Here is a 22011-nt window from a genome sequence, read left to right as displayed (position 1 = left end):
TGGTTCTCAAAACTTCACCCACTCGACCTTATAGTATGTAACATCACCGTCGTCGTCAACAACGGCCATTATCATCTCCTTTCTGACGCCGTGGGCTACTCTCACGCGAGCCGTCACGTCGTGGGGCGTAAGCGTTTTATGCTCGGGGACAACCCAGACGAGCCACTGCGAATGTTCATCCATTCCTCTCCTGTAAACCCTGAAGTGGGAGCCGAACTTTAAACCCGACTTTACGGTGTAGCCCCTATCCCTCAAATCCTTGTAGACGAGGTACTTGGCATCGAACAGCTCGTCTTCCTTCCTTCCGAGCTTCATAATCTCCTCAAGGGTTAGCCTTCTCCTGCCGTCCCTGACCTCTATCTTTCCCCTCTCCACCAGATAGGCCGCCTCAATTAGAGAGAGGAACACCTTCCCGTTGACGAGCTTGCCGTAGTGGCGGTTGTTGTAAAGGCCGTCTATCGCGTTCTTATCGGTTGAGAAAACCCTGTTCCCGCTGAGGTAAAAGACTATCATCAGCTCCCCCTCCACTCCTCAGCCGGTAAAATCATATAGTATGCATCTTCACCGTCGGCGTAGTAGCCTACGATCCTCTTCACCTTCTTGAAGCCGAAGCGCTCGTAGAGCCTTATCGCCTTCTCGTTGCTGACCCTCACTTCGAGGCCGATGTAGCGGGCGCCCCTCTTTATGAGCCTCTCTATGGCCTCCGTCAGGAGGGCCGAGCCTATGCCGTTTCCCCTGTACGCTGGATCAACGGCTATGCTCATTATGTGCCCCTCAAGGTCCGGCCTCAGGTAGGCCATTACGTAGCCGATAACCTTTCCGTTGTATTCCGCAACCAGAAAAGTATCGGGATTGTTCTCAAGGAAGACGAGGAAAATCCCCCTTGGGTAAGCCTCCCTGAAGGACTCGCGCTCTATCCTCATGACCTCACTTATGTCAAAGAGCTTTGCGGGCCTGATTATAACCATCGCCAGTGGTATTCTAATCTCCTTCCTCATGGAAGAGCTCATGCTCTTAACTCCTCCCCAAGGCTTTTAAGCCTTGAGGGACTACGTCCGGTTGCGTGATGAGCACTCTCGAACCTGACGGGAGGATGATGACCGGATTCCTGGCTGATTCTTTCCCTCCACTCGCCGGAGTAAAGTTTAAAGCCCACCCGTCCAACCTATTCGGTAGGTGGTGCCATGCGGATAATCGATGACCCCCATAAGCCCGTCGGAATCGTGACCGGTGAGGCGACCGTTAGCTCCTTTCAGTTCTACGCTCATCCCGAGGTTGACCTTAAGTTTGGCGACTTCGTCGTTGCAAGGCTCTGCAAGGAGGCCAAGGACAGGGCCTGTCGCGATGGCGAGAGCGGGGAGTGGGTGATAGGCACTATAAGGGGGATAAAGAACATAAACTGGCTCCTCAGCGAGGGTAAGAGCACCTACACCTCCCTGGAACTCGACATAAGGGAGTACGGAGAGAGCATAGGCGAGAACGAGGCCCTAATAGTTACGGTTCACGTCCTCGGGAAGGTGCAGTTCAACGGTGAGAAGGCGGAGGTAGTGCCCACAAGGGTTCCAGTGCCCAACGGCAACAGGGTTTACCTCGCCAGCTCAGACCTCTTGAGGGCGATCTACTACGGCGGGAACGGCTATATCGAGGTTGGCAGGCTGATAATAAGGGACGACGTCCCTGTTTACCTCAACGTGAACGAGCTCGTCTCAAGGCACTTCGCAATTCTGGCCGTCACCGGCGCGGGAAAGAGCAACACAGTCTCGGTAATGCTCTGGAAGCTGGTTGAAGAGCTCGGCGGGACCGTGATAGTCCTCGACCCCCATGGAGACTACACGAAGCTCAGCCTCCCCGGGACGGGAAGGGAGTACGTGAACCTTATCGAGGCAAAGATAAGGCCCGAGGCAATGGACGGTGAAGAGCTCGCCGATTTGATGGAGATACAGAGCAACGCCAGCATACAGAGGTCATACCTTCTCAGGGCTTGGGACACCGTGCTCCACGAGCATCAGGGCGTTGGCGGCAGGGAAGCGGTGAAGCTCGTCCACGATTTGCTCCAGAGGTGGGCGAGCGAAGGTGGTGGAACTTACTGGGACCCCCACGCCGGCCAGTACAGGGATCTGGGTGAGATAAAGTCCGCCGAGAAGGAGACGATAATGAGGCTTACGATGAAGGTCTCGCGCTTCCTCAGAAACTACGGTCATCTGCTCTCAAGCGAGGACATAGTTGCGTCAATAGAGCCCGGGAAAGTGAACGTAATTGATCTAGGCCCCCTCGACGAGGGTCAGATGAAGCTGGTCGTTGCCAAGTTACTTGAAAAGGTCTTCGAGACGAGGATGGACTACGAGAAGGCCAGAAAAAGGCTCGATTACCTCAGAACGGCTTACTCCGGCAATATCTCTTCAGTCGCGGAGGAAATAGAGGAGCTGGAGAACTTCATGAGGGACGTTGAGAGGGAGTATCCTGCCTTAGCGGAGCCGGTGATGGTTATCGTTGAAGAGGCCCACATCTTCGCGCCCCACGGCGAGAAGGGAGGAGCAGTCAGAATCCTCGGAAGGATAGCTAGGGAGGGGAGGAAGTTCGGAGTCGGACTCGGGCTCGTCTCCCAGAGGCCGAGCAGATTGAGCGAGGACGTTCTGAGCCAGACCAACACCAAGATAATAATGCGCATAGTCAACCCCAACGACCAGCAGTATGTCATCAGGGCCAGCGAGCAGGTTAGCGGAGAACTAATGAGCGACATAGCCGGCCTCGGCAAGGGTGAAGCCGTCATAGTCGGCCAGGCGATAAGTTTGCCAGCTTTAGTGAAAGTGTACAACTTCAAGGCCCTCGGCGGGAACTACGGTGGAGAAGACATCGGCGCGGTGGAGAGGTGGCTTGCCAGAAAAAAGCGCGAGGAAGAGGAGAGGAAAAAGGAAGAGCTCTACGATGAGGAGGGCGTTGAGATAGACTTTTGAGAACGTGAGACGAAATAGGGATGGTGAGAGGATGGAAGACATAAAAGACCTCTTTGATAAGCTCCCAGAAGACCTAAAGAGGGAGGTCATCGATTACATAGAGTTCCTTCTCGAAAGGAGGGTTCCGCATAAGAGGGGGAAACTAAAGCTCCAGTGGAAGGGTGGTCTCAGGGAGTTTAGGGAAAAGTACACGTCCTTAGAGCTCCAGCACAAGGCCATGGAATGGTGGGACTGATGTTCCTTGTGGACACCAAGAAACACGGTTTAAAAATAGTTAGTTTCGACTCTGATTTTGATGGCACGGATATGGGAAGGATTACCCCACGTCAAGCACTGAGTTTTGTAAAAAGCTGAAGGGTTGGTGTTATGGAATGAAGTTCGCCCACATAGCGGATGTCCACCTCGGCTTCGAGCAGTACCGACTGCCCTATCGGGCCGAGGAGTTCGCGAAGGCCTTTCGGGAGGCGATTGAGAAGTCCGTCGCCGAAAAGGTTGACTTCATACTCATCGCTGGCGACTTATTTCACTCCAGCAGGCCAAGTCCCGAGACGATAAAGGAGGCCATCGAGATACTGGAGCTCCCAAAGAAGAAAGGAATCCCGGTCTTCGCCATAGAGGGCAACCACGACAGAACCCAGAGGAAGGTTTCGGCATATCATCTCCTTGAGAGGCTCGGCCTCCTAAACCTTGTTGGGCTGAGGGAGGAGAAGGTTGAGAACGACCACCTCACCAGCGAGAAAGTTGCCGGAAAGTACCTTGTCAAGGGAGTTTTTGAGAGAGGCAGCAAAACCGTTGAGATACACGGTCTCAAGTACATGAGCGCGGCGTGGCTTGAGAGGAATAAACTCTCGGACATTTTCCATCCCGCCGGGGATGCCATCCTGATGCTCCACCAGGGGATAAAGGAACTCGTCGAGGAGATGATGGGGAAACTGCCGGAAAGCCAGAGGGACTACTACGAGCTGAAGATGGCCGACCTCCCAAAGGGCTACCTCTACTACGCCCTCGGTCACATACACAGGGAGTTCGTAACGAGCTATGACATTGGGACGCTAGTTTATCCCGGCTCGCTCCAGCGCTGGGACTTCGGTGACTACGAGATTAGATATCGCTGGAACGGTAGGAGCTTTGTTCCCGAGGCCGGGACGAGGAAGGGGTTCTACATCGTCGAGGACTGGAAGCCAATGTTCGTCGAGCTGAAGGTCAGGCCCTTCATAGACGTCAAGATAAAGGCCGACGAGGAAACTGTGAGGAGGGAACTCAAGCGCCTCTCGGCGAAGATTCCGGGGGAGGCCTTTGTGAGGATTGACGTAAGGTGGGAGAGACCCTTCGACGTTTCCTCCCTTCAGGCCATCATCAACGTCCGCTATCTCCACCTGAGGACCCGCTTCGAGGGCAGAAAGTCCAAGCTAGGTAGCTCTCGCGCTCCCCTCGCCAAGGAGTACTTCACCCCCTTCGAGCTGAAGGTCATAGAGCTCACAGGGGAGAAGAGGCTTGATAACATCGAGGAGGTAATCGAACTCTTCCTCGGACAGAAGGAGGAAGAACCGGCTAAAAAGCCGGAGAAGCCTGAGATGAGCAAAAAAGCTGAGGGGCGGAAGGAGGAAAAGAGGAAGGAGAAAGTCCTTCCGAAGGTTAAGAGGGCGGGAGACCTGACGGCCTGGCTCGGTGGTGGGAGATGAAGGTTGAGAAGCTCATAATCAAGGACTTCAGGTCACACAAGCTGACCAAGGTAACCTTCACGGGCGGGATAAACCTCATAGTCGGCCAGAACGGGAGCGGTAAAAGCTCCCTCCTCGACGCCCTTCTCATCGGCCTCTACTGGCCCACCAAGCCCAAAGACCTGAAGAAGGACGACTTCATGCGCATCGGAGGAACATCAACCGAGATAACCGTCTTCATCGAAAAGGACGGTGTCAAATACCAGATACACCGCAACATCACCCGCGGACTGGCCTTCGTCAAGTACTACGACGGTTCCTGGAAGGCGCTTGAGACGGGTCAGAAGGGGGTTAGGGACTGGGTCGAGAAGATGGTCCCCTACGACGTCTTCCTAAACGCGATATACATACGCCAGGGGGAAATCGACGCAATACTTGAGAGCGACGAGAGCAGGGAGAAGGTGGTGAGACAGGTTCTCGGTCTGGACAGGTATGAAAACGCCTACAGCAACCTCCTTGAGGTCAGGAGGGAGATTGAGAGGCGCATAAAGTCAACCAAGGACTACCTGAAGAGCACCGAGAGGATAGACGAGCTCATCAGGGAGCTTGAGGGGGAGCTCACCGCAACCCTGAGGGAGATAAACAACCTGGCTCCGCTGATACCGAAGCTTACGGCGGAAGTTCGGGAGCTGGAGGATAAGGTCGGCCGGCTGGACGCTCTCCAGGGGGAGATAAACTCGCTGAGGGTTGAGCTTGAGAAAGGCGAGGGCGAGCTCAAGGCCCTGCAGGCCCGGATGAGGGAGCTTGAGAAGAGGGCCGAAGAGGGCGGGAAGCGCATCGGGGAGCTTGAGGAGAAGGTGAAACGTGCCAGAGAGCTTGAGAACGATGCCGAGCGTTACCTGAAGCTCAGCTCCTTCAAGGAGAGGTATTTGAGGGAGAAGGCCGGGATTGAAAAGCGCATGGAAAGTTACCGGGCGAGCCTCAGGAGCATAGAGGAGAGGCTGAAAGAGCTTGAGGAAAAGAAAAAGAAGAAGGAAGAACTTGAGAAGGAGAGGGAAGAGCTGAGGAAGAGGCTGAAGGAGCTTGAGGTGTTCAGGAAGGAGTTTGAGGAAGCAAGGGCCATAATGGAGAACCTTAAGGGGCTGAAGAAGAAGCTCAAAATGACGCCGGAGGAGATAGAGGGGCTCTCCAGGGAGATTGAGATGGCAAAAAAGAGACGCGAGGAAATCCAGAAGGAGATTGAGTCCATTAAAGGCAGACGCGGTGAGCTGAGGAGTCAGGTAAGCGAGAGGAACAGGGCGATTCTGGAGCTGAAAAAGGCCAAAGGAAAGTGCCCGGTCTGCGGGAGCCCCCTCACAGAGGAGCACAGGAAGGAACTCCTTGAGAAGTACCGCCTTGAGGTTAAGGAGCTCTCCTCTGAGATGAAGAGGCTGGAAGCCAGGGAGAATGAGCTGAGGGATGAGCTTGGAAAAGTCGAGGACATCCTGAAGAGGGAGAAGGAACTTATATCCCAGAGGGAAATCCTCGGACAGGTTCGCGAGTTTGAGGAGAAGCTTAAGGGCTACGACCTTAAGGCCCTTGAGAAGAAGGCCCGGGAGTACGAGGATGTAAAGGCCCGGCTGGGGAGAATCGAGGGCGAACTTGAGGGAATATCCAGGGAGATTGGTTCGGAGAAGTCCCTTGGGGAGAAGAAGGCAAAGCTTGAGGAAGAACTCTCCCGGCTTGAGGAGGAACTGAAGAAACTTGAGGGTGAGCTCTCCTCCCTGGGCTTTTCAAGTCTTGAGGAACTCGATGGAGAAGTTTCCCGCCTCGAACCCCTTTACAAGGAATACCTCGGACTTAAAGACTCCGAAAGGGAACTTGAGAGGGAGAAGGCCCTTATGAAAAGGCTCGAAGGCAAGATTGCCTCCCTCAGGGAGGAGATGAGGGAGAAGGAGGGGAAAGTTAGGGCCCTCCGGGAGGAGCTCGCCGGCAAGGAAAATGCTTACGACCAGAAGGAGCACGAGGAAGCGAGAGAGCGCCTGACTGCCCTCCGGGAGGAGCTCGCCGGCAAAAAGGCCAAACTCGATGCCCTTGAGAAGAGGCGGGACGAGCTGAAGGCCAGCATTGAAAAGCTCAGGATAGAGAAGGAGAGGCGGAAGGAAAAGGAGGAGGAGCTCGAAAAGCTCAGGAAGGCCCGCGAAAGGGTTCAGGAACTGAGGGAGAAGGTCAAGCGCTTCAAGGCCCTCCTCAGGGAGGACGCCCTCAGCGAGGTTGGGAGGATAGCGAGCGAGATATTCGAGGAGCTCACGGAGGAGAAGTACTCCGGCGTCACCGTGAAGGCCGAGGACAACAGGGTGAAGCTCGGCGTCGTCTACGACGGGAAGGAATACGGCCTCGGCTTCCTCAGCGGGGGCGAGAGGATTGCCCTCGGGCTGGCCTTCAGGCTCGCCTTATCGCTCTATCTCGCCGGTGAGATGAGTCTCCTGATTCTTGATGAGCCCACCCCATACCTAGATGAAGAGAGGCGGAGGAGGCTCGTTGACATAATGCAGCGCTACCTCAGGAAGATACCTCAGGTCATAGTCGTTTCCCACGATGAAGAGCTCAAAGACGCGGCCGACAGGGTCATCCGCGTAACCCTGGAGAACGGGGTCTCAAAGGTGAGCGAGGTGGAGCTCGGTGTATAGGCTGATAGACAGGAAGAGCGTTGACAGGATCAAGGACATGCTTGAGACGGGCTACCTGGAGGCTGTCAGGAAACTCCAGGGGCTGGAGTGGAGGGAACTGCCTGAGAGGAGACCCAGCAGGGTCTACGCCGTTGACGGAAGTCAGGGGAAGCAGAGGCTCAGCGGGACGATATTCTACGCCGTCTCAAGCTACGCCTTCGGCAACGGGCCGGCTTACAGGCTGGTCTACACCAACGCCATGCTCTACAACCAGGGGATTTCTGACCAGATAATAAGGCTCCAGATGGAGACCCTTGAGAACAAGCTCGGCTACCTCTCTGGCGAACTCGGCGGCGTTGACTACGTGATGATGGACGGTACTTTAACGGGCTCCCTGACGAGGCCACCGGTTTACCCCGAGAGCATAAGGGGCATAAACGCCCTTCAGGTCATTCTGGAGGACGAGTTTAATTCCATGATAGAGTTCGTGCTGGAGAGGCTCGGCGAGAACTACCACTACCTTGAGTCCAAGCTGAAAAAAGAGCGGAAGAGCCATGAGGGGGTAATATTCGCGGAATCCCTCATGGAAGACGTTTTCAGGAAGTTCTTCGGGAACAAGCTCATTGCCCACTCAAAGGGAATCAGGATTAGAAACTGCGAAACCGCGCCGGAAAAGGTGCTGATACCCCTCGATGCCCTTGAGAACTACAGGGGAAAAAGCGTGGAGGAAGCTGTGGAGAGCCTGAGGAAAAAGTACTGCCGGGAGATAGTCATCGAGGACATCAGGGAGGCCATTCACGTTGTTCTGAGCTACATCGAATACCTCTACTCCCTTGAGCAGCTGCTCGGCATGGATGTGGGGCTGATTTACGTCGCCAAGAGCTTCTATACAAAGAGGTTTGCAAAGAAAGCCGGCGTTGACCTCCCCGACGTGCCCTATCTAGACGCCTACCTCCGGAATAAGTTCGGCGAGGAAGTTCCGGGCTATCTGCCGTTCCCGGAGCCGGTTAAGGTGGAGCACTCCCTCCCGGAGTCGCTGAGGAAGTTCTTCCCGAAAACCGAGAAGATGAGCTCCAAGGGAGTTTACTCCGCGTACATCCGCACCATGCGCGGTGGGGTTATCTACCTCCTCCAGAGCAACAGAGAAATCAACGACGAGCTTTTGAGCGAAATCCTGTGGCACGAGAGCAGCGGCTACTTCAGGCCACTTCAGAGGACCCACGAGGGCGTTAAGATAGAGAAGAAGGCCTTCGAGGCCGAGCTCTCGGCACTTCTCAACATAATCAAGAGGGAGGCACCGCACCTCAGGGTATTTCTCAAGTACGGCCGCTCACCTCTTGAATAGGCCAAAGCATTTAAAGGGTGGACAAAAACTCCAGCACATGAGGAAGTGGCTCCCCACACTGGCACTGCTCTCGCTCCTCTCCATACTCCTCGGCGTCTACGTTGGCCCGGTAAAGCTGGGCTTTTCCGACGTTACCGCCGGGATTGCCTACGGCGTAAAGCTCACTCTCGCGCGCTTTACAGGATGGAAGGTCGGAGGGGAGCCTCGCTACTTCCTCATAGTCTGGGAGCTCCGCCTTCCCGAGGTTTTGCTCGCTTACCTCGTCGGCGTTTCCCTTGCATCCGCTGGAACCGCTTCACAGGCCCTCTTTAGAAATCCCCTTGCAGATCCCTACATAATCGGCATAAGCTCCGGCGCTGCCCTTGGCGCCGCCCTCGCGACCCTCGTAAGTCCCGTTTACATGGGGCCTTTCGCGCTTGTTTTCTCCCTCCTCTCCGTTCTGGTGGTTTACACGGTCTCGAAGGTTGACGGAGGAATCCCCGTCGATACCCTCCTCCTTGCGGGTATAGCCTACGGCTTCTTAGCTAACGCCGGCACATGGTACGTCTACGCCACCCACCCCGAGAGCACCCAGATAACCATGATGTGGCTCCTCGGGAGCTTCGGCGGGGCAACATGGGGCAAGGTGCTCCTCATATTGGTCGTCTCAGCCCTTGGAGCGGGCTTCCTCTCCCTGAAGTGGCGTGAGCTCAACTTAATCCTCTTCGGCGAGGAGAGCATAGCCCTCGGCCTCGACGTCCACCTCTATCGCAAGCTCTTCCTCTTCACGGTGGCGGTTCTGACGGCCTTTGCGGTTTACACCTCGGGGATAATAGGCTTCGTGGGCCTGATGAGCCCCCACATCGTCCGCCTCCTCCTCGGGCCCAACCACCGCGACCTGACCCCGGCGAGTGCCCTCTTCGGAGGGACGCTCCTCGTCTTCGCAGACCTGCTGGCCAGAACGGTTGCCAGGCCGACGGTTCTTCCGGTTGGGATAATCACGGCCCTTATGGGAGCGCCCTTCTTCCTCTACCTCCTAATGAAGCACAAGAGGGGTGAGCTCGTGGCATGAGGCTCACGGCCAAGGTAAGCTTCTCCTACGGGCAGAGGGAAGTCCTGAGGGAAGTTGAGCTGAGGGCAGAGAAGGGCGAGCTCCTCGCCATAATCGGGCCCAACGGCGCTGGAAAGACGACACTCCTAAAGTGCCTCTCAGGCATACTCAGGGCCGAGGGGACGGTGAGGGTTGACGGGGTGGAGCTCCTCGCCCTTAAGCCCTCCGAAAGGGCAAATTACATCACCTACGTCCCCCAGAGTTCCTTCCCGCAGTTCGCCTTCACCGTGGAGGAGTTCGTCGAGATGGGTGCCTACATAACGAGGGGAAGCGTTGAGGAAGCTCTGAGGAGGGTCGGCCTCTGGGAGAGGAGAAAGGACAGGATAACCGACCTCTCCGGTGGAGAGTTCCAGCTGGCCCTTATAGGGAGGGCCCTGGCCCAGGGGAGCAGGGTTATGCTCCTCGACGAGCCGACGAGCCATCTGGATGTTAACCACTCGGTCATGATAATGGAGCTCCTCCGCGAGCTCAAGCGGGAGAAAATCGTTATAGCGGTTCTCCACGACCTCAACCTAGCCCTCAACTACGCCGATAGGATGGTTATCCTGAAGGACGGGGCCAAGTTCTGGGAGGGGAAGGGAAGTGAGCTCACTGGAGAAGTCCTCAGCGAGGCCTACGGCGTGAGGGTTCTCATCAGGGAAGTCGAGGGTCAGAGGGTCGTCCTCCCGAGGCCGGCAAAGGTTTAAAACCATTCGAGCGTTTCTATCAGGGGTGAGAGAAATGGAGAAGAAGACCGGGACGACGACTGTTGGAGTGAAGGCAAAGGACGGTGTTGTGCTCGCCGCTGACACCCAGGCATCGCTTGACCACATGGTGGAGACCCTCAACATAAGGAAAATCCTTCCGATAACCGACAGGATAGCGATAACCACCGCTGGAAGCGTGGGCGACGTTCAAGCGCTCGCGAGAATGCTTGAGGCGGAGGCTCGCTATTATCAGTTTACATGGGGCAGGCCTATGACGGCTAAGGCCATGGCGCACCTGCTCAGCAACATACTCAACGAGAACAAGTGGTTCCCCTACCTCGTCCAGATAATCATAGGTGGCTACGTTGAAGAGCCGACTCTGGCCAACCTCGACCCCCTCGGCGGTCTGATATTCGATGACTACACTGCCACGGGCTCGGGCAGTCCCTTTGCAATAGCGGTTCTTGAAGAGGGCTTTAAGAAGGACATGAGCGTTGAAGAGGCCAGAGAACTCGCCGTAAGGGCCGTCAGAACCGCTGGAAAGCGCGATGTTTACACCGGGAGCAAGAAGGTTCAAGTGGTCGTCATCACCAAGAATGGCATGAAGGAGGAGTTCGTGGAGTTTAACGATTGAACCAATCCCTTTTTAACAACCCCCAACTATTTCTTGCCATGAGGAAAGGTTTCGTTGCACTCGTGCTGGTCGGCCTTCTGCTTGTTTCACTCTGCTCTGCCGTTGAGCTCGCATACCCGAGGGGTTCCGTTCTTGAGCAGGTCAGGGAGATAATCAAAGCCGACGAGGAAATAAGGGGTCTCTACTTCAAGGAAATGCCGAGGATAGTCGTGATAACCCGCGCCGAGGCAATAAGGATGTTCTCAAGTCCACCAGCTGAGGACAGGGTCAACGAGCTGACATACAAGCTTACTCTCCTGATACCGGGCAACTACTCCTTTGAGAGGGCCAAGAGGCAGGAGGAGGCGGGATGGATAGCTATGACGGTTGGGAACACGGTCTACATCATAGGGGAGAACTTCGAGGCAAACCCAAGCATGGCGAAGAGGGCTTTGGCCCACGAGCTCGTCCATGTCCTCCAGAGGCAGTGGTTCAACGCCAAATACGGTGCCGACACCTTCGACGGGACGCTAGCCGTCAGGGCGCTCGTTGAGGGTGATGCAGACCTCGTGGCGGACATCTACTGCAAGCTCAACGGGATACCGATATACAAGATAAGGTCGCTCGGGGGCAACCCTCTGGACGATCTCGGGAGGTTCCCCTACGTCTACGGCGACCGCTTCGTGAGATACCTCTATGAGAAGGGTGGCTGGGAACTCGTGAACAGCGCCTACAGACGTTACCCTGTCTCGACGGCCCAGATAATGAACCCCGAGCTCTACCTCGAAAACGTAACCCCCGTAAACGTCTCCCTGGGCGTCCCTGCCAACTGGACGGTGATGAGGGACGACAGGATGGGGGCCTTCTACGTTTACGTCCTCCTGCGCGACAGTGCGAAACTGGGCAACTCGACCGCTTGGAAGGTCTCCAAGGATTGGCTCGGCGACAGGCTGGTTTTGGCAGTTAACGGAACCGACTACGTCCTCCTCTGGAAGGTCGAGTTCTCAAGCGAGAATTCGGCAGAGCTATTTGCCGAGACCCTAAGGGGACTCGCCGGTAAGGACGACTACGCGAGGTTCACGATAACCCGTGAGGGCAACGTTGTTTTGCTGAAAGCCGTTAGGAGGGTCAGGGTTGAGGCTTAGGTGTCCAATCTGCGGAAGGGAGTACGATAAACCCGTGCAGAGGTGCGAATGCGGTGAGCCGGTGGAGTTTGAACTCTTTGAGGGAGAGCCTTACATCGCCAAGACAGTCTGGGAGAGGTTTTACGACTTCTGGCCCATCGAGCCAGAGCTTGGGCTTTCCCTCGGTGAAGGCGATACACCTCTCATCAAATCAAAGCTCGGAAAGGAACTTGGGGTAAAGCTCTACCTCAAGAACGAAACGGTTAATCCCACATGGAGCTTTAAAGACAGGGGAACGTTTCTGGCGGTGAGCTACGCTCTCAAAGCGGGCTATAAGGCCGTCGGAACGGTCTCGACCGGCAACATGGGGGCCAGCGTTTCAGCCTACGCATCGCGCTTTGGCCTTAAGGCGAAAATCCTCGTTTCTGAAAGCGCGAGCGACGAGAAGGTGAAAGCCATCTCCGTCTACGGCGGGGACGTGATAAGGGTTAAAGGCGACTACGGGAGGCTTTACTTCGAGAGCCTGAAGCTTGGAGAGAAGCTCGGTATCTATTTCATAAACTCCGACAACCCGTTTCGCGTTGAGGGCTACAAGGGCATCGCCTTTGAGATAGCGGAGGAGCTGAGTCCGGACTACGTTTTGATTCCCACCAGCTCTGGGGGCCTCTTCAGGGGAATAGCGAAGGGATTCATCGAGCTGAAGGAAAGCGGGCTGATTGATGAGCTCCCCACGCTCGTTGCGGTTCAGGCGGAAGGCTGTTCACCGATATGCAGGGCGTTCAAAGAGGGGAAAGAAAAAATCGAGCGCTTCGAAAGGCCAGAAACGATAGCAAAGGCCATCGCCAACCCCTACCCACCGAGCGGTAACGCGGTTCTGAAGCTCCTAAGGGAGTTCGGCTGGAAGTGCGTTGCGGTGAGCGATGGGGAAATCATCAAAGCGCAGAAAAAGCTCGCGGGAGAAGGCCTCTTCGTCCAGCCCGCGAGCGCGACTGGAATTGCCGCGCTGAAGAAGCTCACCCAGAGTGATGTTATTTCCGAGGGGTCAAAGGTAGTTTCGATTCTTACTGGTTCGGGATTGAAGACACTCCCCCATGCGGAAGGCGGGGAAGCTAGGGAGTGCCCCCTCGAAAACCTTGAAAACTGCCTGAGGTGATGGGAATGCTCGTCGGAATAGGTTTGATGCCCCACGGAAACCCGGTTTTGGAGCCCCCTGATGAGGAGACTAGAAAGCTGGCGGAGGTTCTCAGGGACATCGGGAGAGCCTTCTCTGATGTTGACTCCTACGTCCTGATAAGCCCGCACAACGTGAGAATGAGCGACCACCTCGGCGTTGTTATGGCGGAGAACCTGATTTCGTGGCTCGGCTTCGAGGGAGTTGAACTTCCGGGGGAGTGGAAAACCGATCGAGAACTGGCCGAGAAAATATACAGGGCCGAAAAAGATGCCGGAATTCCAATAGTTGATTTGAACTTTGCCAGCAGGAGTGGTCAATACTCCCGCTGGCCCCTCAGCTGGGGAGAGCTAATACCCCTCCAGTTCCTCAGAAAGAGGCCTCTGGTTTTGATGACGCCGTCGAGGGGAATTGACAGGAAAACCCTCGTGAAGTCGGGCGAAATCCTCGGGAAAGTCCTTGAGGAGAGCGGGAAGAGGATAGCCCTTATAGTCAGCGCTGACCACGGACACGGGCACAGCGAAAACGGTCCCTACGGCAAGGTAAAGGAGAGCGAGGAGTACGACAGGCTTATCATGGAGCTCATCAACGAGAACCGGCTTGAAGAGCTTCCCAGCGTTCCCGAGGAGCTGGTGAGAAAAGCCCTGGTTGACAGCTACTGGCAGATGCTCATGATGCTCGGAGCTATGAGGGTTGGAGAATTTGAGCTTAGGGAGAGCGCCTATGCCTGTCCAACATACTTTGGCATGGCGGGAGCGCTGTGGGTGAGGAAGAACTAATGGGGACAGGCACATGGAAGGGGGCAAACTACAGGAAATAGAAAACGACCCCGATATGGAAGGACTTCGGCGTTGTTGAGCTAGAGGGTAGGAAAGCCAGCCACGACGATGACTGGGGAGTTGTTGAATGGCGAAGCCACTGAAACCAGAGGTTGATTTATCTCGACACAGTCCCTCAACGGCGTGAGCAAGCACGTCGGCAAGGACGTCGCACTTGAGCAGTACAGGCTCTACACTTCAAGCAAGTTCATCTCTATGGAGAGGGAAACAGAGGGCGACTGGGAAAGAGCATGGGAGTTATTCTTCAAATACACCGACAAGAAGGGGCTTAACATGATAGACGCACTGGCCCTTGCCATGATGGAGCGCTTGAAGATAAGAAAGGCCTTCACCTTCGATAGTGACTTCACCGTTCTCTTCGAGACCGCTCCTTAGGCCCCACTTACTCTCACTTACTTTTGTGTATTTTTAATACACAATGCTTATATATAATTGTGTATTGTTAATAAACATGATTGGCCTCAGAGAGATAACACTCGAATACCTCGGTGCCCTTGAGAAGGGAGAAGAGATTCCGAGGGAAATTAACCTCCCGAGGGGAAGCGACATAAAGGCCATAGTCGGCCCGAGAAGGGTCGGGAAGACATTCCTAATGCTCAGAACCGCCAGAGAACTCATTGAGAAGGGTGAAAACGTTCTTTACCTTCCCTTCGATGAGCCCGAGCTGAGGAAGCTCACCGCCCGCCAGCTGGCGGAGGAAATCAGGAGGGAGTTTCCGGAGGGAAGGGTTACGCTCTTCCTCGATGAAATCCAGGAGTGGGACGAGTGGGACACAAAACTGAGATGGCTCCACGACGTTGGTGACTTCAACATCTACGTCTCCGGCTCATCCTCTGCCCTTCTCTCATCGGAGATACCCTCAAAGCTTAGGGGAAGGCACCTTTCAAAGCTGATTCTCCCCCTGTCGTTTCGTGAGATCGCCGGAAAAGAGAGGCCGATGACATTCAGGGAGAGGGGTAAGCTCAGGAAACTCCTGGACGAGTACGTAAAGTGGGGGGGCTTTCCGGAAGTGTGGCTGACGAAATCGCGCGAGAAGGTTATTTCAATACTCGAGACGATATTCTACCGCGACATAATAGAGCACTTCGCCTTCAGGGACGTGAGGGAGTTCCGGGAGGTTTTCTATTACGTCCTATCGCTCTGCGGGGGTTACTTCACCTATCGCTCCCTCCAGAGGGCGCTTAAAGGGCTGGGAGTTGAGGCGAACGTTAAGACGATTATGAACTACCTTCACGCAATGGAGTCCTCTTTCCTCATCTTCGAGCTTCCGCTCTTTTCAACGTCCACAAAAAGGATAATGCGGAGTCCAAGAAAGCTCTACCTTGTGGATACTGCCTTTACAAGCCTATTCTTTAAGGGCCAAGATGCTGGAAGAAAAATTGAGAACTTGGTTTTTCTGGAGCTCCTGCGGGAGAAAAGCTACCGCAATCCTCTGATTGAGCTCTCCTACTACTCCGATGGAGACAGCGAAGTGGATTTCGTCATTAGAGTTGGGGGTGAAGTTACGGAGCTGGTTCAGGTTACGTACGAAATAACGCCCTCAAACTACGAAAGGGAAGTCCTCGGACTCCTCAAGGCCGGCAAAAGACTAGGGGTTGATAAGCTCACCCTCGTCACGATGGACGAAGAAAAAAAGCTCAGGGAGGGGGGGAAGATCATCGATGTAATTCCACTCTGGAAGTTTCTGCTCAGAGAACCTCAAAGCTAATTTCCAAAAGCTCCTTGCTCCTCCTGAAGCGGACTTTCCTAATTTTTATCGCCCCTATTTCTCCCGTCGTCTTCGTATGCTCCTTATTGCAGGCGTTGACGTTCCAGCCCTCGATGACGACCACTTTGAGGGCCTTTACCTCCTCGGGAACCGGGAAGAGGTCGTACATATCCTCGCCGAAGCGCTTCTTGGCCTCCTCGCGCGGGAGCTCGTAAACCTTGACGGGGGCGTTTTCCCTGATTTTCTCGTTGGCGAGACGCTCTATTTCCCTGACCTCCTCCGGAGTGGGCTTTCGGTCGAACTTGACCGTCAGGACTCCCCGGTTGCCTTTAACGTAGGTTGATGCAGTCCACTTGGCTTTCTCTCCAAGAACCTTGACAACCGCTCCCTTCACCACGTGGAGGGCGGTGTGTGTTCTAACCTCGTCCATGTCCGGGAGTTGGGGATGGAGGATATAGGGGTTTCGGTATGCTGGGTGCGGGGAGTTTTTGAAAGTCCTTCAGGTGAGCTATTCCCTTTCCGAATGAATTGCACCGGAACCTTTCAACGCTCAACGAAAACCGTTATAAAAGCCAAAGGGGATACACCAGTGCCGGATTAAATGCTTTTGAGGTGATCCACATGCCGGAGAAGAAGAGAAAGAGGGTTCTCATTTTGGGCGCCGCTGGCAGGGACTTCCACAACTTCAACGTCTTCTTCAGGGACAATCCAGAATACGAGGTCGTGGCCTTCACGGCTACGCAGATACCGGACATCGAGGGAAGAATTTACCCGCCCGAACTCGCCGGCGAGCTCTACCCGAACGGGATTCCGATATGGAGCGAGGATGACATGGAGAAGATAATCAGGGAGCACGATATAGATATCGTCGTCTTCGCCTACTCAGACGTCTCACACGAGCACGTCATGCACCTCGCTAGCAGGGCTCACTCCGCTGGAGCCGACTTCTGGCTCCTCGGACCAAAGAGCACGATGCTCAAGTCCAGCAAGCCCGTCGTCGCTGTTACCGCCGTCAGAACCGGCTGTGGAAAGAGCCAGACCTCAAGGAAGGTCGCCAAACTGCTCCAGGAGATGGGCTACAAGGTCGTTGCCATAAGGCACCCGATGCCCTACGGCGACCTCAGGAAGCAGGTCGTCCAGAGGTTTGCAAGCTTTGAAGACCTCGACAAATACGAGTGCACCATCGAGGAGAGGGAGGAGTACGAGCCCTACATCGAGAGGGGAATGGTGGTTTATGCCGGCGTTGACTACGAGAAGATTCTCCGCGAGGCCGAGAAAGAGGCCGACATAATCCTCTGGGACGGCGGAAACAACGACTTCCCGTTCTACGTTCCCGACCTCTGGATAGTGGTTACAGACCCGCACAGGCCGGGTCACGAGCTCAAGTACCACCCCGGTGAGACCAACTTCAGGAGCGCTGACGTGATAATCATCAACAAGATCGACACCGCCAACCGCGACGACATCCAGAAGGTCAGGGAGAACATCGAGAAGATCAACCCGAACGCTACCGTCATCGAGGCGGCCTCGCCGATATTCGTTGACAAACCAGAGCTGATAAAGGGCAAGCGCGTCTTAGTTGTCGAGGACGGGCCAACGCTCACCCACGGTGGTATGAGGTATGGGGCAGGCTACGTTGCAGCTAAGAAGTTTGGGGCGAAGGAGATAATCGACCCGAGGCCCTACGCGGTCGGCTCAATCGTCGAGACCTACAAGAAGTACCCGCACCTCGACGTCATCCTTCCTGCAATGGGCTACGGCAAGAAGCAGATCAAGGAGCTCGAGGAGACCATCAACAGGGCCGATGCTGACGTCGTCATCATGGGCACCCCCGTTGACCTTAGGCGCTTCATGAACCTCAACAAGCCGGCCGTTCGCGTCAAGTACGAGCTTGAGGAGATCGGCCAGCCCAAGCTCAAGGACGTTCTTGAGGAGTGGGTTAAGAACTGTGAGAAGCTCAGGAAGTGAGCTTTTCTCAACTTTTCAATTCTTATCGTGAATCAGAGGTAGTTGCGTAGCACGAAGAGCACGAAACCAATGACTATGAGAATGAGAATCAGCCCGATTATGGTTTCCAGCACTGAGTACTCCCTCGCTTCCCCTTTCTCCCTTAGGAACTCCTTGGTCTTCACTCTAGCTCTTCTCTCGGAATCACGAATCGTCTTCTGGTCCGGAATTATGGCCCTGACCATGAAAACACTACCCTCGGTTATTTCCCCGAAGACTTAAGAATTTTTTATGGTAAGCTTGCACCAACCGGAAACCTTTTAGGTGGGAAGACAAAACTATCACCGCCCGGGGAGTGCCGCCGAAGGCGGAGCCGATGAACTTGGGCGGGTTATTACCCCCCTATTCAACGTCCTCGATGCCCTTCTCCGTTATCCTGAAGTAGGCCATAACACCCTCCGGCCTGAAGCGATGCCTCTCAAGGACTGCCAGCCTGAGGCCCGGCTTTGGAAGCTTGTCGAGCCTGAGTATGTCCTTGCACCGGTATCCCAGTGTGTGCTCCGCGACGGGTCTCGTCCTCTCAAGCCTCGTGTCGAAGTGAACCTGGTTTATAACTATGACAGGAATAGAGTTCTTTCTCGCCAGCCAGAGGAGTATCTGGAGCTGTCTGCTTAAATCGGCTATCAGCCCGCTCCGGTTCTCCTCCGCCCGGTAATGGGCTGTTATGGAGTCCACGACGATGAGGGAGAAGGTCTCGTCGACGAGCTTTTTAAGGGAGCCTATGACTTTTCTCTGCTCCTTCCAGTCGGCCGGGGTGAAGAGTACGAATCTGAAGAGGGCCTCCTCTGGATCAATGCCCCTGGAACTGGCCATCTGAGTGAGCCTCTCAGGTGAAAAGCCACCCTCGGTGTCAACGTAAGCCACCTTCCCCCCGCTGAGGAGGCCCGTCTGAACTGCCAGCGTTGTTTTCCCCGTTGCGTACGGCCCGTATACCTGTGTGAGAACCCCCTCTCCGAAACCCCCGCCCAGGAGTTCGTCCAACTTCCTGGAGCCGGTTGAGAGCATAGCTTTCCCTCAGAAGGTCATCTCCCTATAAAGCTCGGGCCTCTTGACGAGAACCCAGACGCGTCTCTTCCTCAGCTCCTCGGCGAGCTTTTCCGGGTCGCCCTCGCCATAAACACCGTAGTGCATGGGAATTACTATCCTCGGCCTTATATCCTCCACTATGTGAGCTGCTTCGCGCTCGTTCGCGGTGGAGCGTCCGCTTATTGGAACGAGGAGTATGTCGACCTTACCCCGGAGTCTCTGAAATATTGGGCTCGCGTAGGTGTCCCCGAGGTGCAGAACCCTCTTGTCGCCCTCTATGAGGTAGCCAACAGGATACTGGCTCGAAGGGTGCTCTACCGGGACAGCGGTCACCTTAACGCCGTTCTCCAGCTCTATGGTCTCCCCGATGTCAATCTCCCTCGCCCGGGTTATGCCGTCGCTCACCGCCATGAGGTAGACCTGCTTGGGTCCTATTACCGTTGCCCCCCTGAGCCTCGATAGCAACTCAACCTTCCCGTAGTGGTCGGTGTGCTCGTGGGTTATCAGTATGTAATCCACCTCCCCTATCCTGTCGTCGTCGACCTCAGGGTAGGGGTCTATCAATATCTTCACTCCCTTCGTCTCAATCCAGAAGCATGAGTGTCCGTACCAGATTATCCTCATCGGCTTGACCTCCTTAAAGTGCCTTCTCCAAAGCGGACTTAAAGTTTTCCCAGCGTTGGTTTTATTAAGGTCGCTCCCTATTTGAAACCGATGGGTATGAAGAGGAAGGGTCTAATAGTCAGGGAGCCCTTTGCGAGCCTTATAGTGGACGGCGAGAAGGTCTGGGAGATAAGGAAGTCCCGGACGAGGGTTAGGGGTGAGATTCTGATAATATCCAAGGGGAAGGCGATAGGAAAGGCCGAACTCGTTGAGGTTCTCGGTCCCTTCACTCCGGAGGAGCTGGCTGAGCACGAGGAAAAGCACAGGGCCAGCCCCGAGTTCCTGAGGGAATACTCCAACGGAAAGCCACTCTACGTATGGGTTCTTAGAAATGCTGAGCGCTTTGAGAAGCCCAAGGACGTTGAGATGGCCAGGGGAGTCCAGATATGGGCCAACGTGGTGGTCAAGGATGAGTAGGCGCTTCCTCTTCCCGGCCCTCAGGTGGCCTTTCTTCCTTCTCGTGGCCCTTTTCTTCGTCCTCGTCTTTGTTCTTTTCTCCGGTGCGGTTATGCTCGCCTTTCACCGGCTGGGAATCCCGCCCCAGGTTGCGGTTACGCTCTTCACCTTCGCCCTCGTTGGGAGCTTCATAAACATCCCCATAGCGGAGGAAGTAACATACGAGCCAGTGATACGTGTCCATTCTGCCGGTCTCTTCGGTCTTCTTTACAGCGTCCCATACTTCGACTGGGAGGAGAGAAAGACAGTGATAGCTATCAATGTTGGAGGAGCCCTCGTCCCCGTGAGCGTTGTGATATACGAGTTCATAAGGATGATTGAGTACTCCCAGTACGGCCTTCTCGTGAACACTCTGCTGGCCGTTGCCGTGGCATCTCTCTTCAGCAACGCCGTTGCCAGGCCTGTGAGGGGCCTCGGTATAGCCATGCCCTCCCTGTTTCCACCCCTGATGGCCGTTCTCCTCGGCTGGGCCTTCGGAGACGGAAATCCAACGGTCGTTGCCTACGTGAGCGGAACCCTTGGGGTTCTCATAGGGGCCGACCTTATGAATTGGGGCAAGATGAAGAAGCTCGGTGCTCCGATGGTCAGCATAGGTGGTGCCGGAACCTTCGACGGCATATTCCTCGCGGGGGTCATTGCCGTTCTGCTGGTTTAACGCTGGGTTTATAAGGGCTGGGTTCTACACGTTCGCGTCAATGGAGGTGACCCTCATGTTCGTCATCGGCAGTGGCGCAAAACACCTTGAAGACGAGATGCGCCAATTGGGGGCCGAAATCATTGAGGTTGAACTCAGGAAGTTTCCGGACGGGGAGAAATACGTCAGGGTCATGGGGAGCGGAAGTGAAGCGACGGTCGTCAGCTCGACCTTTTACCCCCAGGATGAGAGGATACTGGAGCTATTACTCATAGGGGACGCCCTCAGAGAGAGGGGCTTTGAAAAGCTCAGGGCCGTTGTTCCCTACTTCGCCTACAGCAGGCAGGACAGGGTGGTGAAGGAGGGCGAACCCGTCAGTGTCAGGGCCGTTATGAGGGCCCTCGGCCTCTACTACGATGAGCTCTATGTCGTCGATATTCACAACCCCCGGACACTCTCCTACTTCCCGGGAAAAGCAATCAACGTATCCCCAGCTAGGGCCATAGCGGAGTACTTCGGAGAAAAGCTAGGGGAGGGCCTCGTTCTGGCCCCGGACAAGGGTGCTCTGGGGAGGGCGAAGGCCGTTGCGGAGCTCCTTGGGGTTGAGTACAGCCACTTTGAAAAGCGCAGGATATCCCCCACCGAAGTTGAGATGAGGCCCGTAGAGGTGGACGTCCGTGGAAAGAACGTCCTCATAGTGGACGACATCATAAGCACCGGGGGGACGATGATAAAGGCTTCGTCAATCCTGAGAAAGCTCGGGGCCGGTAGGATATTCGTTGGGGTCACCCATGGAGTCTTCGCGGAGGGGGCGATAGAGAGGGTTAGTAAGGCCGTCGATGAGCTCGCGGTCACGAACACCATACCTACTCCGGTGTCGAGGATAAGTATTGTTCCGGAGATAGTGGGTCTTCAATCCGCCCGGGAGTGATGCTCTTATCCCTGCAAAATGTTTAACATCTTCATGTTTAAAAATGTGCATTTAAGCGGGCTCTTCTGACAGTTTATTTTTCAAAAATACCGCCGGATACAAATTTTGCAAAAATTTTTCATCACGGGGATCTGGGCCTATAGGGTGGAGCGCCCGAACAGGGCGCTGAGACCCGGGCGCCACGACGGCGGCGTCGGGGGGAACGGGTGCAAAGCACCCACCGATGAACCCCGCCCTCCAGCCCGGGTGACAAAAGGTGCGCTCCCGAGGAAACGCCGAAAGGCGGACCCCTCGGGGGTAAGGCAGGCCCGGCACCCCGACCAAACCCCGGACGGGAATTTTGGTACTTCCCGCTAAGGGAAGTCCCACCGGCCGTACTCCTTGCTCAATTCCGGTTGATCCTGCCGGAGGCCACTGCTATGGGGGTCCGACTAAGCCATGCGAGTCACGGGGTC

23 protein-coding genes and 1 rRNA gene are annotated in these 22011 nt (G+C 55.3%); 18 read left to right on the top strand and 6 right to left on the bottom strand.

Annotated features, from left to right (window positions below; all coding sequences use genetic code 11):
• Nucleotides 1-6: 6 nt before the first annotated feature.
• Nucleotides 7-513: a tRNA-intron lyase gene (endA, locus tag MVC73_RS05730; protein WP_297508137.1), complete on the bottom strand. Its 507-nt coding sequence runs from the start codon at nucleotides 511-513 to the stop codon at nucleotides 7-9.
• Complete coding sequence (rimI, locus tag MVC73_RS05725; protein ID WP_297508134.1) at nucleotides 513-1010, bottom strand: ribosomal protein S18-alanine N-acetyltransferase; 498 nt, start codon at nucleotides 1008-1010, stop codon at nucleotides 513-515. The genes endA and rimI overlap by 1 nt, the downstream gene beginning before the upstream one ends.
• A 174-nt stretch (nucleotides 1011-1184) precedes the next feature.
• Here rimI and herA point away from each other — a divergent pair, with 174 nt between their 5' ends.
• The 13 genes from herA (at nucleotide 1185) to MVC73_RS05660 (ending at nucleotide 15839) form a co-directional block, all read left to right on the top strand.
• Nucleotides 1185-2954: a DNA double-strand break repair helicase HerA gene (gene herA / locus MVC73_RS05720; RefSeq protein ID WP_297508131.1), complete on the top strand. Its 1770-nt coding sequence runs from the start codon at nucleotides 1185-1187 to the stop codon at nucleotides 2952-2954.
• Between the two features lie 31 nt (nucleotides 2955-2985).
• Entirely contained in the window at nucleotides 2986-3189 is a 204-nt protein-coding gene (locus MVC73_RS05715) for a DUF2281 domain-containing protein (RefSeq protein ID WP_297508128.1), read from the top strand.
• A gap of 136 nt (nucleotides 3190-3325) precedes the next feature.
• The gene (mre11, locus tag MVC73_RS05710) at nucleotides 3326-4636 is read left to right on the top strand and encodes a DNA double-strand break repair protein Mre11 (protein WP_297508125.1); all 1311 of its coding nucleotides are present in this window, start codon (nucleotides 3326-3328) and stop codon (nucleotides 4634-4636) included.
• Nucleotides 4633-7284: a DNA double-strand break repair ATPase Rad50 gene (rad50, locus tag MVC73_RS05705; protein ID WP_297508122.1), complete on the top strand. Its 2652-nt coding sequence runs from the start codon at nucleotides 4633-4635 to the stop codon at nucleotides 7282-7284. Before mre11 ends, rad50 begins: the two co-directional genes overlap by 4 nt.
• Nucleotides 7277-8608 (top strand): DNA double-strand break repair nuclease NurA, encoded by a 1332-nt coding sequence (gene nurA, locus MVC73_RS05700; RefSeq protein ID WP_297508119.1) that lies wholly within the window; start codon nucleotides 7277-7279, stop codon nucleotides 8606-8608. The genes rad50 and nurA overlap by 8 nt, the downstream gene beginning before the upstream one ends.
• 37 nt (nucleotides 8609-8645) lie before the next feature.
• Nucleotides 8646-9659, top strand: a complete 1014-nt coding sequence (locus MVC73_RS05695) for an iron ABC transporter permease (RefSeq protein ID WP_297508116.1) — start codon at nucleotides 8646-8648, stop codon at nucleotides 9657-9659.
• Nucleotides 9656-10384, top strand: coding sequence for an ABC transporter ATP-binding protein (locus MVC73_RS05690; RefSeq protein ID WP_297508113.1), 729 nt, complete (start codon nucleotides 9656-9658; stop codon nucleotides 10382-10384). The genes MVC73_RS05695 and MVC73_RS05690 overlap by 4 nt, the downstream gene beginning before the upstream one ends.
• Before the next feature lie 34 nt (nucleotides 10385-10418).
• Nucleotides 10419-11018 (top strand): archaeal proteasome endopeptidase complex subunit beta, encoded by a 600-nt coding sequence (psmB, locus tag MVC73_RS05685; protein WP_297508169.1) that lies wholly within the window; start codon nucleotides 10419-10421, stop codon nucleotides 11016-11018.
• A gap of 38 nt (nucleotides 11019-11056) precedes the next feature.
• The gene (locus tag MVC73_RS05680; protein ID WP_297508110.1) at nucleotides 11057-12142 is read left to right on the top strand and encodes a DUF4157 domain-containing protein; all 1086 of its coding nucleotides are present in this window, start codon (nucleotides 11057-11059) and stop codon (nucleotides 12140-12142) included.
• Nucleotides 12132-13274, top strand: a complete 1143-nt coding sequence (thrC, locus tag MVC73_RS05675; RefSeq protein ID WP_297508107.1) for a threonine synthase — start codon at nucleotides 12132-12134, stop codon at nucleotides 13272-13274. Before MVC73_RS05680 ends, thrC begins: the two co-directional genes overlap by 11 nt.
• A gap of 5 nt (nucleotides 13275-13279) precedes the next feature.
• Nucleotides 13280-14071: an extradiol dioxygenase gene (locus tag MVC73_RS05670; protein WP_297508166.1), complete on the top strand. Its 792-nt coding sequence runs from the start codon at nucleotides 13280-13282 to the stop codon at nucleotides 14069-14071.
• 183 nt (nucleotides 14072-14254) lie between these two features.
• A complete protein-coding gene (locus MVC73_RS05665) occupies nucleotides 14255-14506 on the top strand; it encodes a PIN domain-containing protein (RefSeq protein ID WP_297508103.1) in 252 nt (83 codons plus the stop codon).
• A gap of 76 nt (nucleotides 14507-14582) precedes the next feature.
• Nucleotides 14583-15839 (top strand): ATP-binding protein, encoded by a 1257-nt coding sequence (locus MVC73_RS05660; protein WP_297508101.1) that lies wholly within the window; start codon nucleotides 14583-14585, stop codon nucleotides 15837-15839.
• Here the strand turns inward: MVC73_RS05660 and MVC73_RS05655 are convergent.
• Nucleotides 15820-16269: an alanyl-tRNA editing protein gene (locus MVC73_RS05655; RefSeq protein ID WP_297508099.1), complete on the bottom strand. Its 450-nt coding sequence runs from the start codon at nucleotides 16267-16269 to the stop codon at nucleotides 15820-15822. The genes MVC73_RS05660 and MVC73_RS05655 overlap by 20 nt on opposite strands.
• A gap of 191 nt (nucleotides 16270-16460) precedes the next feature.
• Here MVC73_RS05655 and MVC73_RS05650 point away from each other — a divergent pair, with 191 nt between their 5' ends.
• Nucleotides 16461-17807 carry a cyclic 2,3-diphosphoglycerate synthase gene (locus MVC73_RS05650; RefSeq protein WP_297508096.1) on the top strand — a complete coding sequence of 449 codons (1347 nt, stop codon included), beginning with the start codon at nucleotides 16461-16463 and terminating at the stop codon, nucleotides 17805-17807.
• Between the two features lie 32 nt (nucleotides 17808-17839).
• On the opposite strand, the gene MVC73_RS05645 is transcribed toward MVC73_RS05650, so the two are convergent.
• The 3 genes from MVC73_RS05645 to MVC73_RS05635 form a co-directional block, all read right to left on the bottom strand.
• Nucleotides 17840-18031 (bottom strand): hypothetical protein, encoded by a 192-nt coding sequence (locus MVC73_RS05645; RefSeq protein ID WP_297508093.1) that lies wholly within the window; start codon nucleotides 18029-18031, stop codon nucleotides 17840-17842.
• A 157-nt stretch (nucleotides 18032-18188) separates the two neighbouring features.
• A complete protein-coding gene (gene radB, locus MVC73_RS05640; RefSeq protein ID WP_297508090.1) occupies nucleotides 18189-18851 on the bottom strand; it encodes a DNA repair and recombination protein RadB in 663 nt (220 codons plus the stop codon).
• Between the two features lie 9 nt (nucleotides 18852-18860).
• Nucleotides 18861-19496 (bottom strand): MBL fold metallo-hydrolase, encoded by a 636-nt coding sequence (locus tag MVC73_RS05635; protein ID WP_297508087.1) that lies wholly within the window; start codon nucleotides 19494-19496, stop codon nucleotides 18861-18863.
• Between the two features lie 90 nt (nucleotides 19497-19586).
• Here MVC73_RS05635 and MVC73_RS05630 point away from each other — a divergent pair, with 90 nt between their 5' ends.
• The 4 genes from MVC73_RS05630 to MVC73_RS05615 all read left to right on the top strand — a co-directional run.
• Nucleotides 19587-19952: an ASCH domain-containing protein gene (locus MVC73_RS05630; protein WP_297508084.1), complete on the top strand. Its 366-nt coding sequence runs from the start codon at nucleotides 19587-19589 to the stop codon at nucleotides 19950-19952.
• Nucleotides 19945-20646 (top strand): DUF1614 domain-containing protein, encoded by a 702-nt coding sequence (locus tag MVC73_RS05625; RefSeq protein WP_297508082.1) that lies wholly within the window; start codon nucleotides 19945-19947, stop codon nucleotides 20644-20646. The genes MVC73_RS05630 and MVC73_RS05625 overlap by 8 nt, the downstream gene beginning before the upstream one ends.
• 55 nt (nucleotides 20647-20701) lie before the next feature.
• On the top strand, nucleotides 20702-21556 hold the full coding sequence (locus tag MVC73_RS05620) for a ribose-phosphate diphosphokinase (protein WP_297508163.1): 855 nt from the start codon (nucleotides 20702-20704) through the stop codon (nucleotides 21554-21556).
• Nucleotides 21557-21944: 388 nt separating this feature from the next.
• A 16S ribosomal RNA gene (locus tag MVC73_RS05615) occupies nucleotides 21945-22011 on the top strand; the annotation flags it as partial.

It is taken from the genome of Thermococcus sp. (assembly GCF_027052235.1).
Lineage (GTDB): Archaea > Methanobacteriota_B > Thermococci > Thermococcales > Thermococcaceae > Thermococcus.
The sequence above is the reverse complement of the archived record's forward strand: the minus strand, read 5'-3'. Positions and strand labels throughout refer to the sequence as shown.

What these genes read in the sequence shown, in the direction of transcription:
- endA (WP_297508137.1), bottom strand. Translation starts at nt 513, where the DNA reads ATGATAGTCTTTTACCTCAGCGGGAACAGGGTTTTCTCAACCGATAAG.
- rimI (WP_297508134.1), bottom strand. Translation starts at nt 1,010, where the DNA reads ATGAGCTCTTCCATGAGGAAGGAGATTAGAATACCACTGGCGATGGTT.
- herA (WP_297508131.1), top strand. Translation starts at nt 1,185, where the DNA reads ATGCGGATAATCGATGACCCCCATAAGCCCGTCGGAATCGTGACCGGT.
- MVC73_RS05715 (WP_297508128.1), top strand. Translation starts at nt 2,986, where the DNA reads ATGGAAGACATAAAAGACCTCTTTGATAAGCTCCCAGAAGACCTAAAG.
- mre11 (WP_297508125.1), top strand. Translation starts at nt 3,326, where the DNA reads ATGAAGTTCGCCCACATAGCGGATGTCCACCTCGGCTTCGAGCAGTAC.
- rad50 (WP_297508122.1), top strand. Translation starts at nt 4,633, where the DNA reads ATGAAGGTTGAGAAGCTCATAATCAAGGACTTCAGGTCACACAAGCTG.
- MVC73_RS05695 (WP_297508116.1), top strand. Translation starts at nt 8,646, where the DNA reads ATGAGGAAGTGGCTCCCCACACTGGCACTGCTCTCGCTCCTCTCCATA.
- MVC73_RS05690 (WP_297508113.1), top strand. Translation starts at nt 9,656, where the DNA reads ATGAGGCTCACGGCCAAGGTAAGCTTCTCCTACGGGCAGAGGGAAGTC.
- psmB (WP_297508169.1), top strand. Translation starts at nt 10,419, where the DNA reads ATGGAGAAGAAGACCGGGACGACGACTGTTGGAGTGAAGGCAAAGGAC.
- MVC73_RS05680 (WP_297508110.1), top strand. Translation starts at nt 11,057, where the DNA reads ATGAGGAAAGGTTTCGTTGCACTCGTGCTGGTCGGCCTTCTGCTTGTT.
- MVC73_RS05670 (WP_297508166.1), top strand. Translation starts at nt 13,280, where the DNA reads ATGCTCGTCGGAATAGGTTTGATGCCCCACGGAAACCCGGTTTTGGAG.
- MVC73_RS05660 (WP_297508101.1), top strand. Translation starts at nt 14,583, where the DNA reads ATGATTGGCCTCAGAGAGATAACACTCGAATACCTCGGTGCCCTTGAG.
- MVC73_RS05655 (WP_297508099.1), bottom strand. Translation starts at nt 16,269, where the DNA reads ATGGACGAGGTTAGAACACACACCGCCCTCCACGTGGTGAAGGGAGCG.
- MVC73_RS05650 (WP_297508096.1), top strand. Translation starts at nt 16,461, where the DNA reads ATGCCGGAGAAGAAGAGAAAGAGGGTTCTCATTTTGGGCGCCGCTGGC.
- MVC73_RS05645 (WP_297508093.1), bottom strand. Translation starts at nt 18,031, where the DNA reads ATGGTCAGGGCCATAATTCCGGACCAGAAGACGATTCGTGATTCCGAG.
- radB (WP_297508090.1), bottom strand. Translation starts at nt 18,851, where the DNA reads ATGCTCTCAACCGGCTCCAGGAAGTTGGACGAACTCCTGGGCGGGGGT.
- MVC73_RS05635 (WP_297508087.1), bottom strand. Translation starts at nt 19,496, where the DNA reads ATGAGGATAATCTGGTACGGACACTCATGCTTCTGGATTGAGACGAAG.
- MVC73_RS05630 (WP_297508084.1), top strand. Translation starts at nt 19,587, where the DNA reads ATGGGTATGAAGAGGAAGGGTCTAATAGTCAGGGAGCCCTTTGCGAGC.
- MVC73_RS05625 (WP_297508082.1), top strand. Translation starts at nt 19,945, where the DNA reads ATGAGTAGGCGCTTCCTCTTCCCGGCCCTCAGGTGGCCTTTCTTCCTT.
- MVC73_RS05620 (WP_297508163.1), top strand. Translation starts at nt 20,702, where the DNA reads ATGTTCGTCATCGGCAGTGGCGCAAAACACCTTGAAGACGAGATGCGC.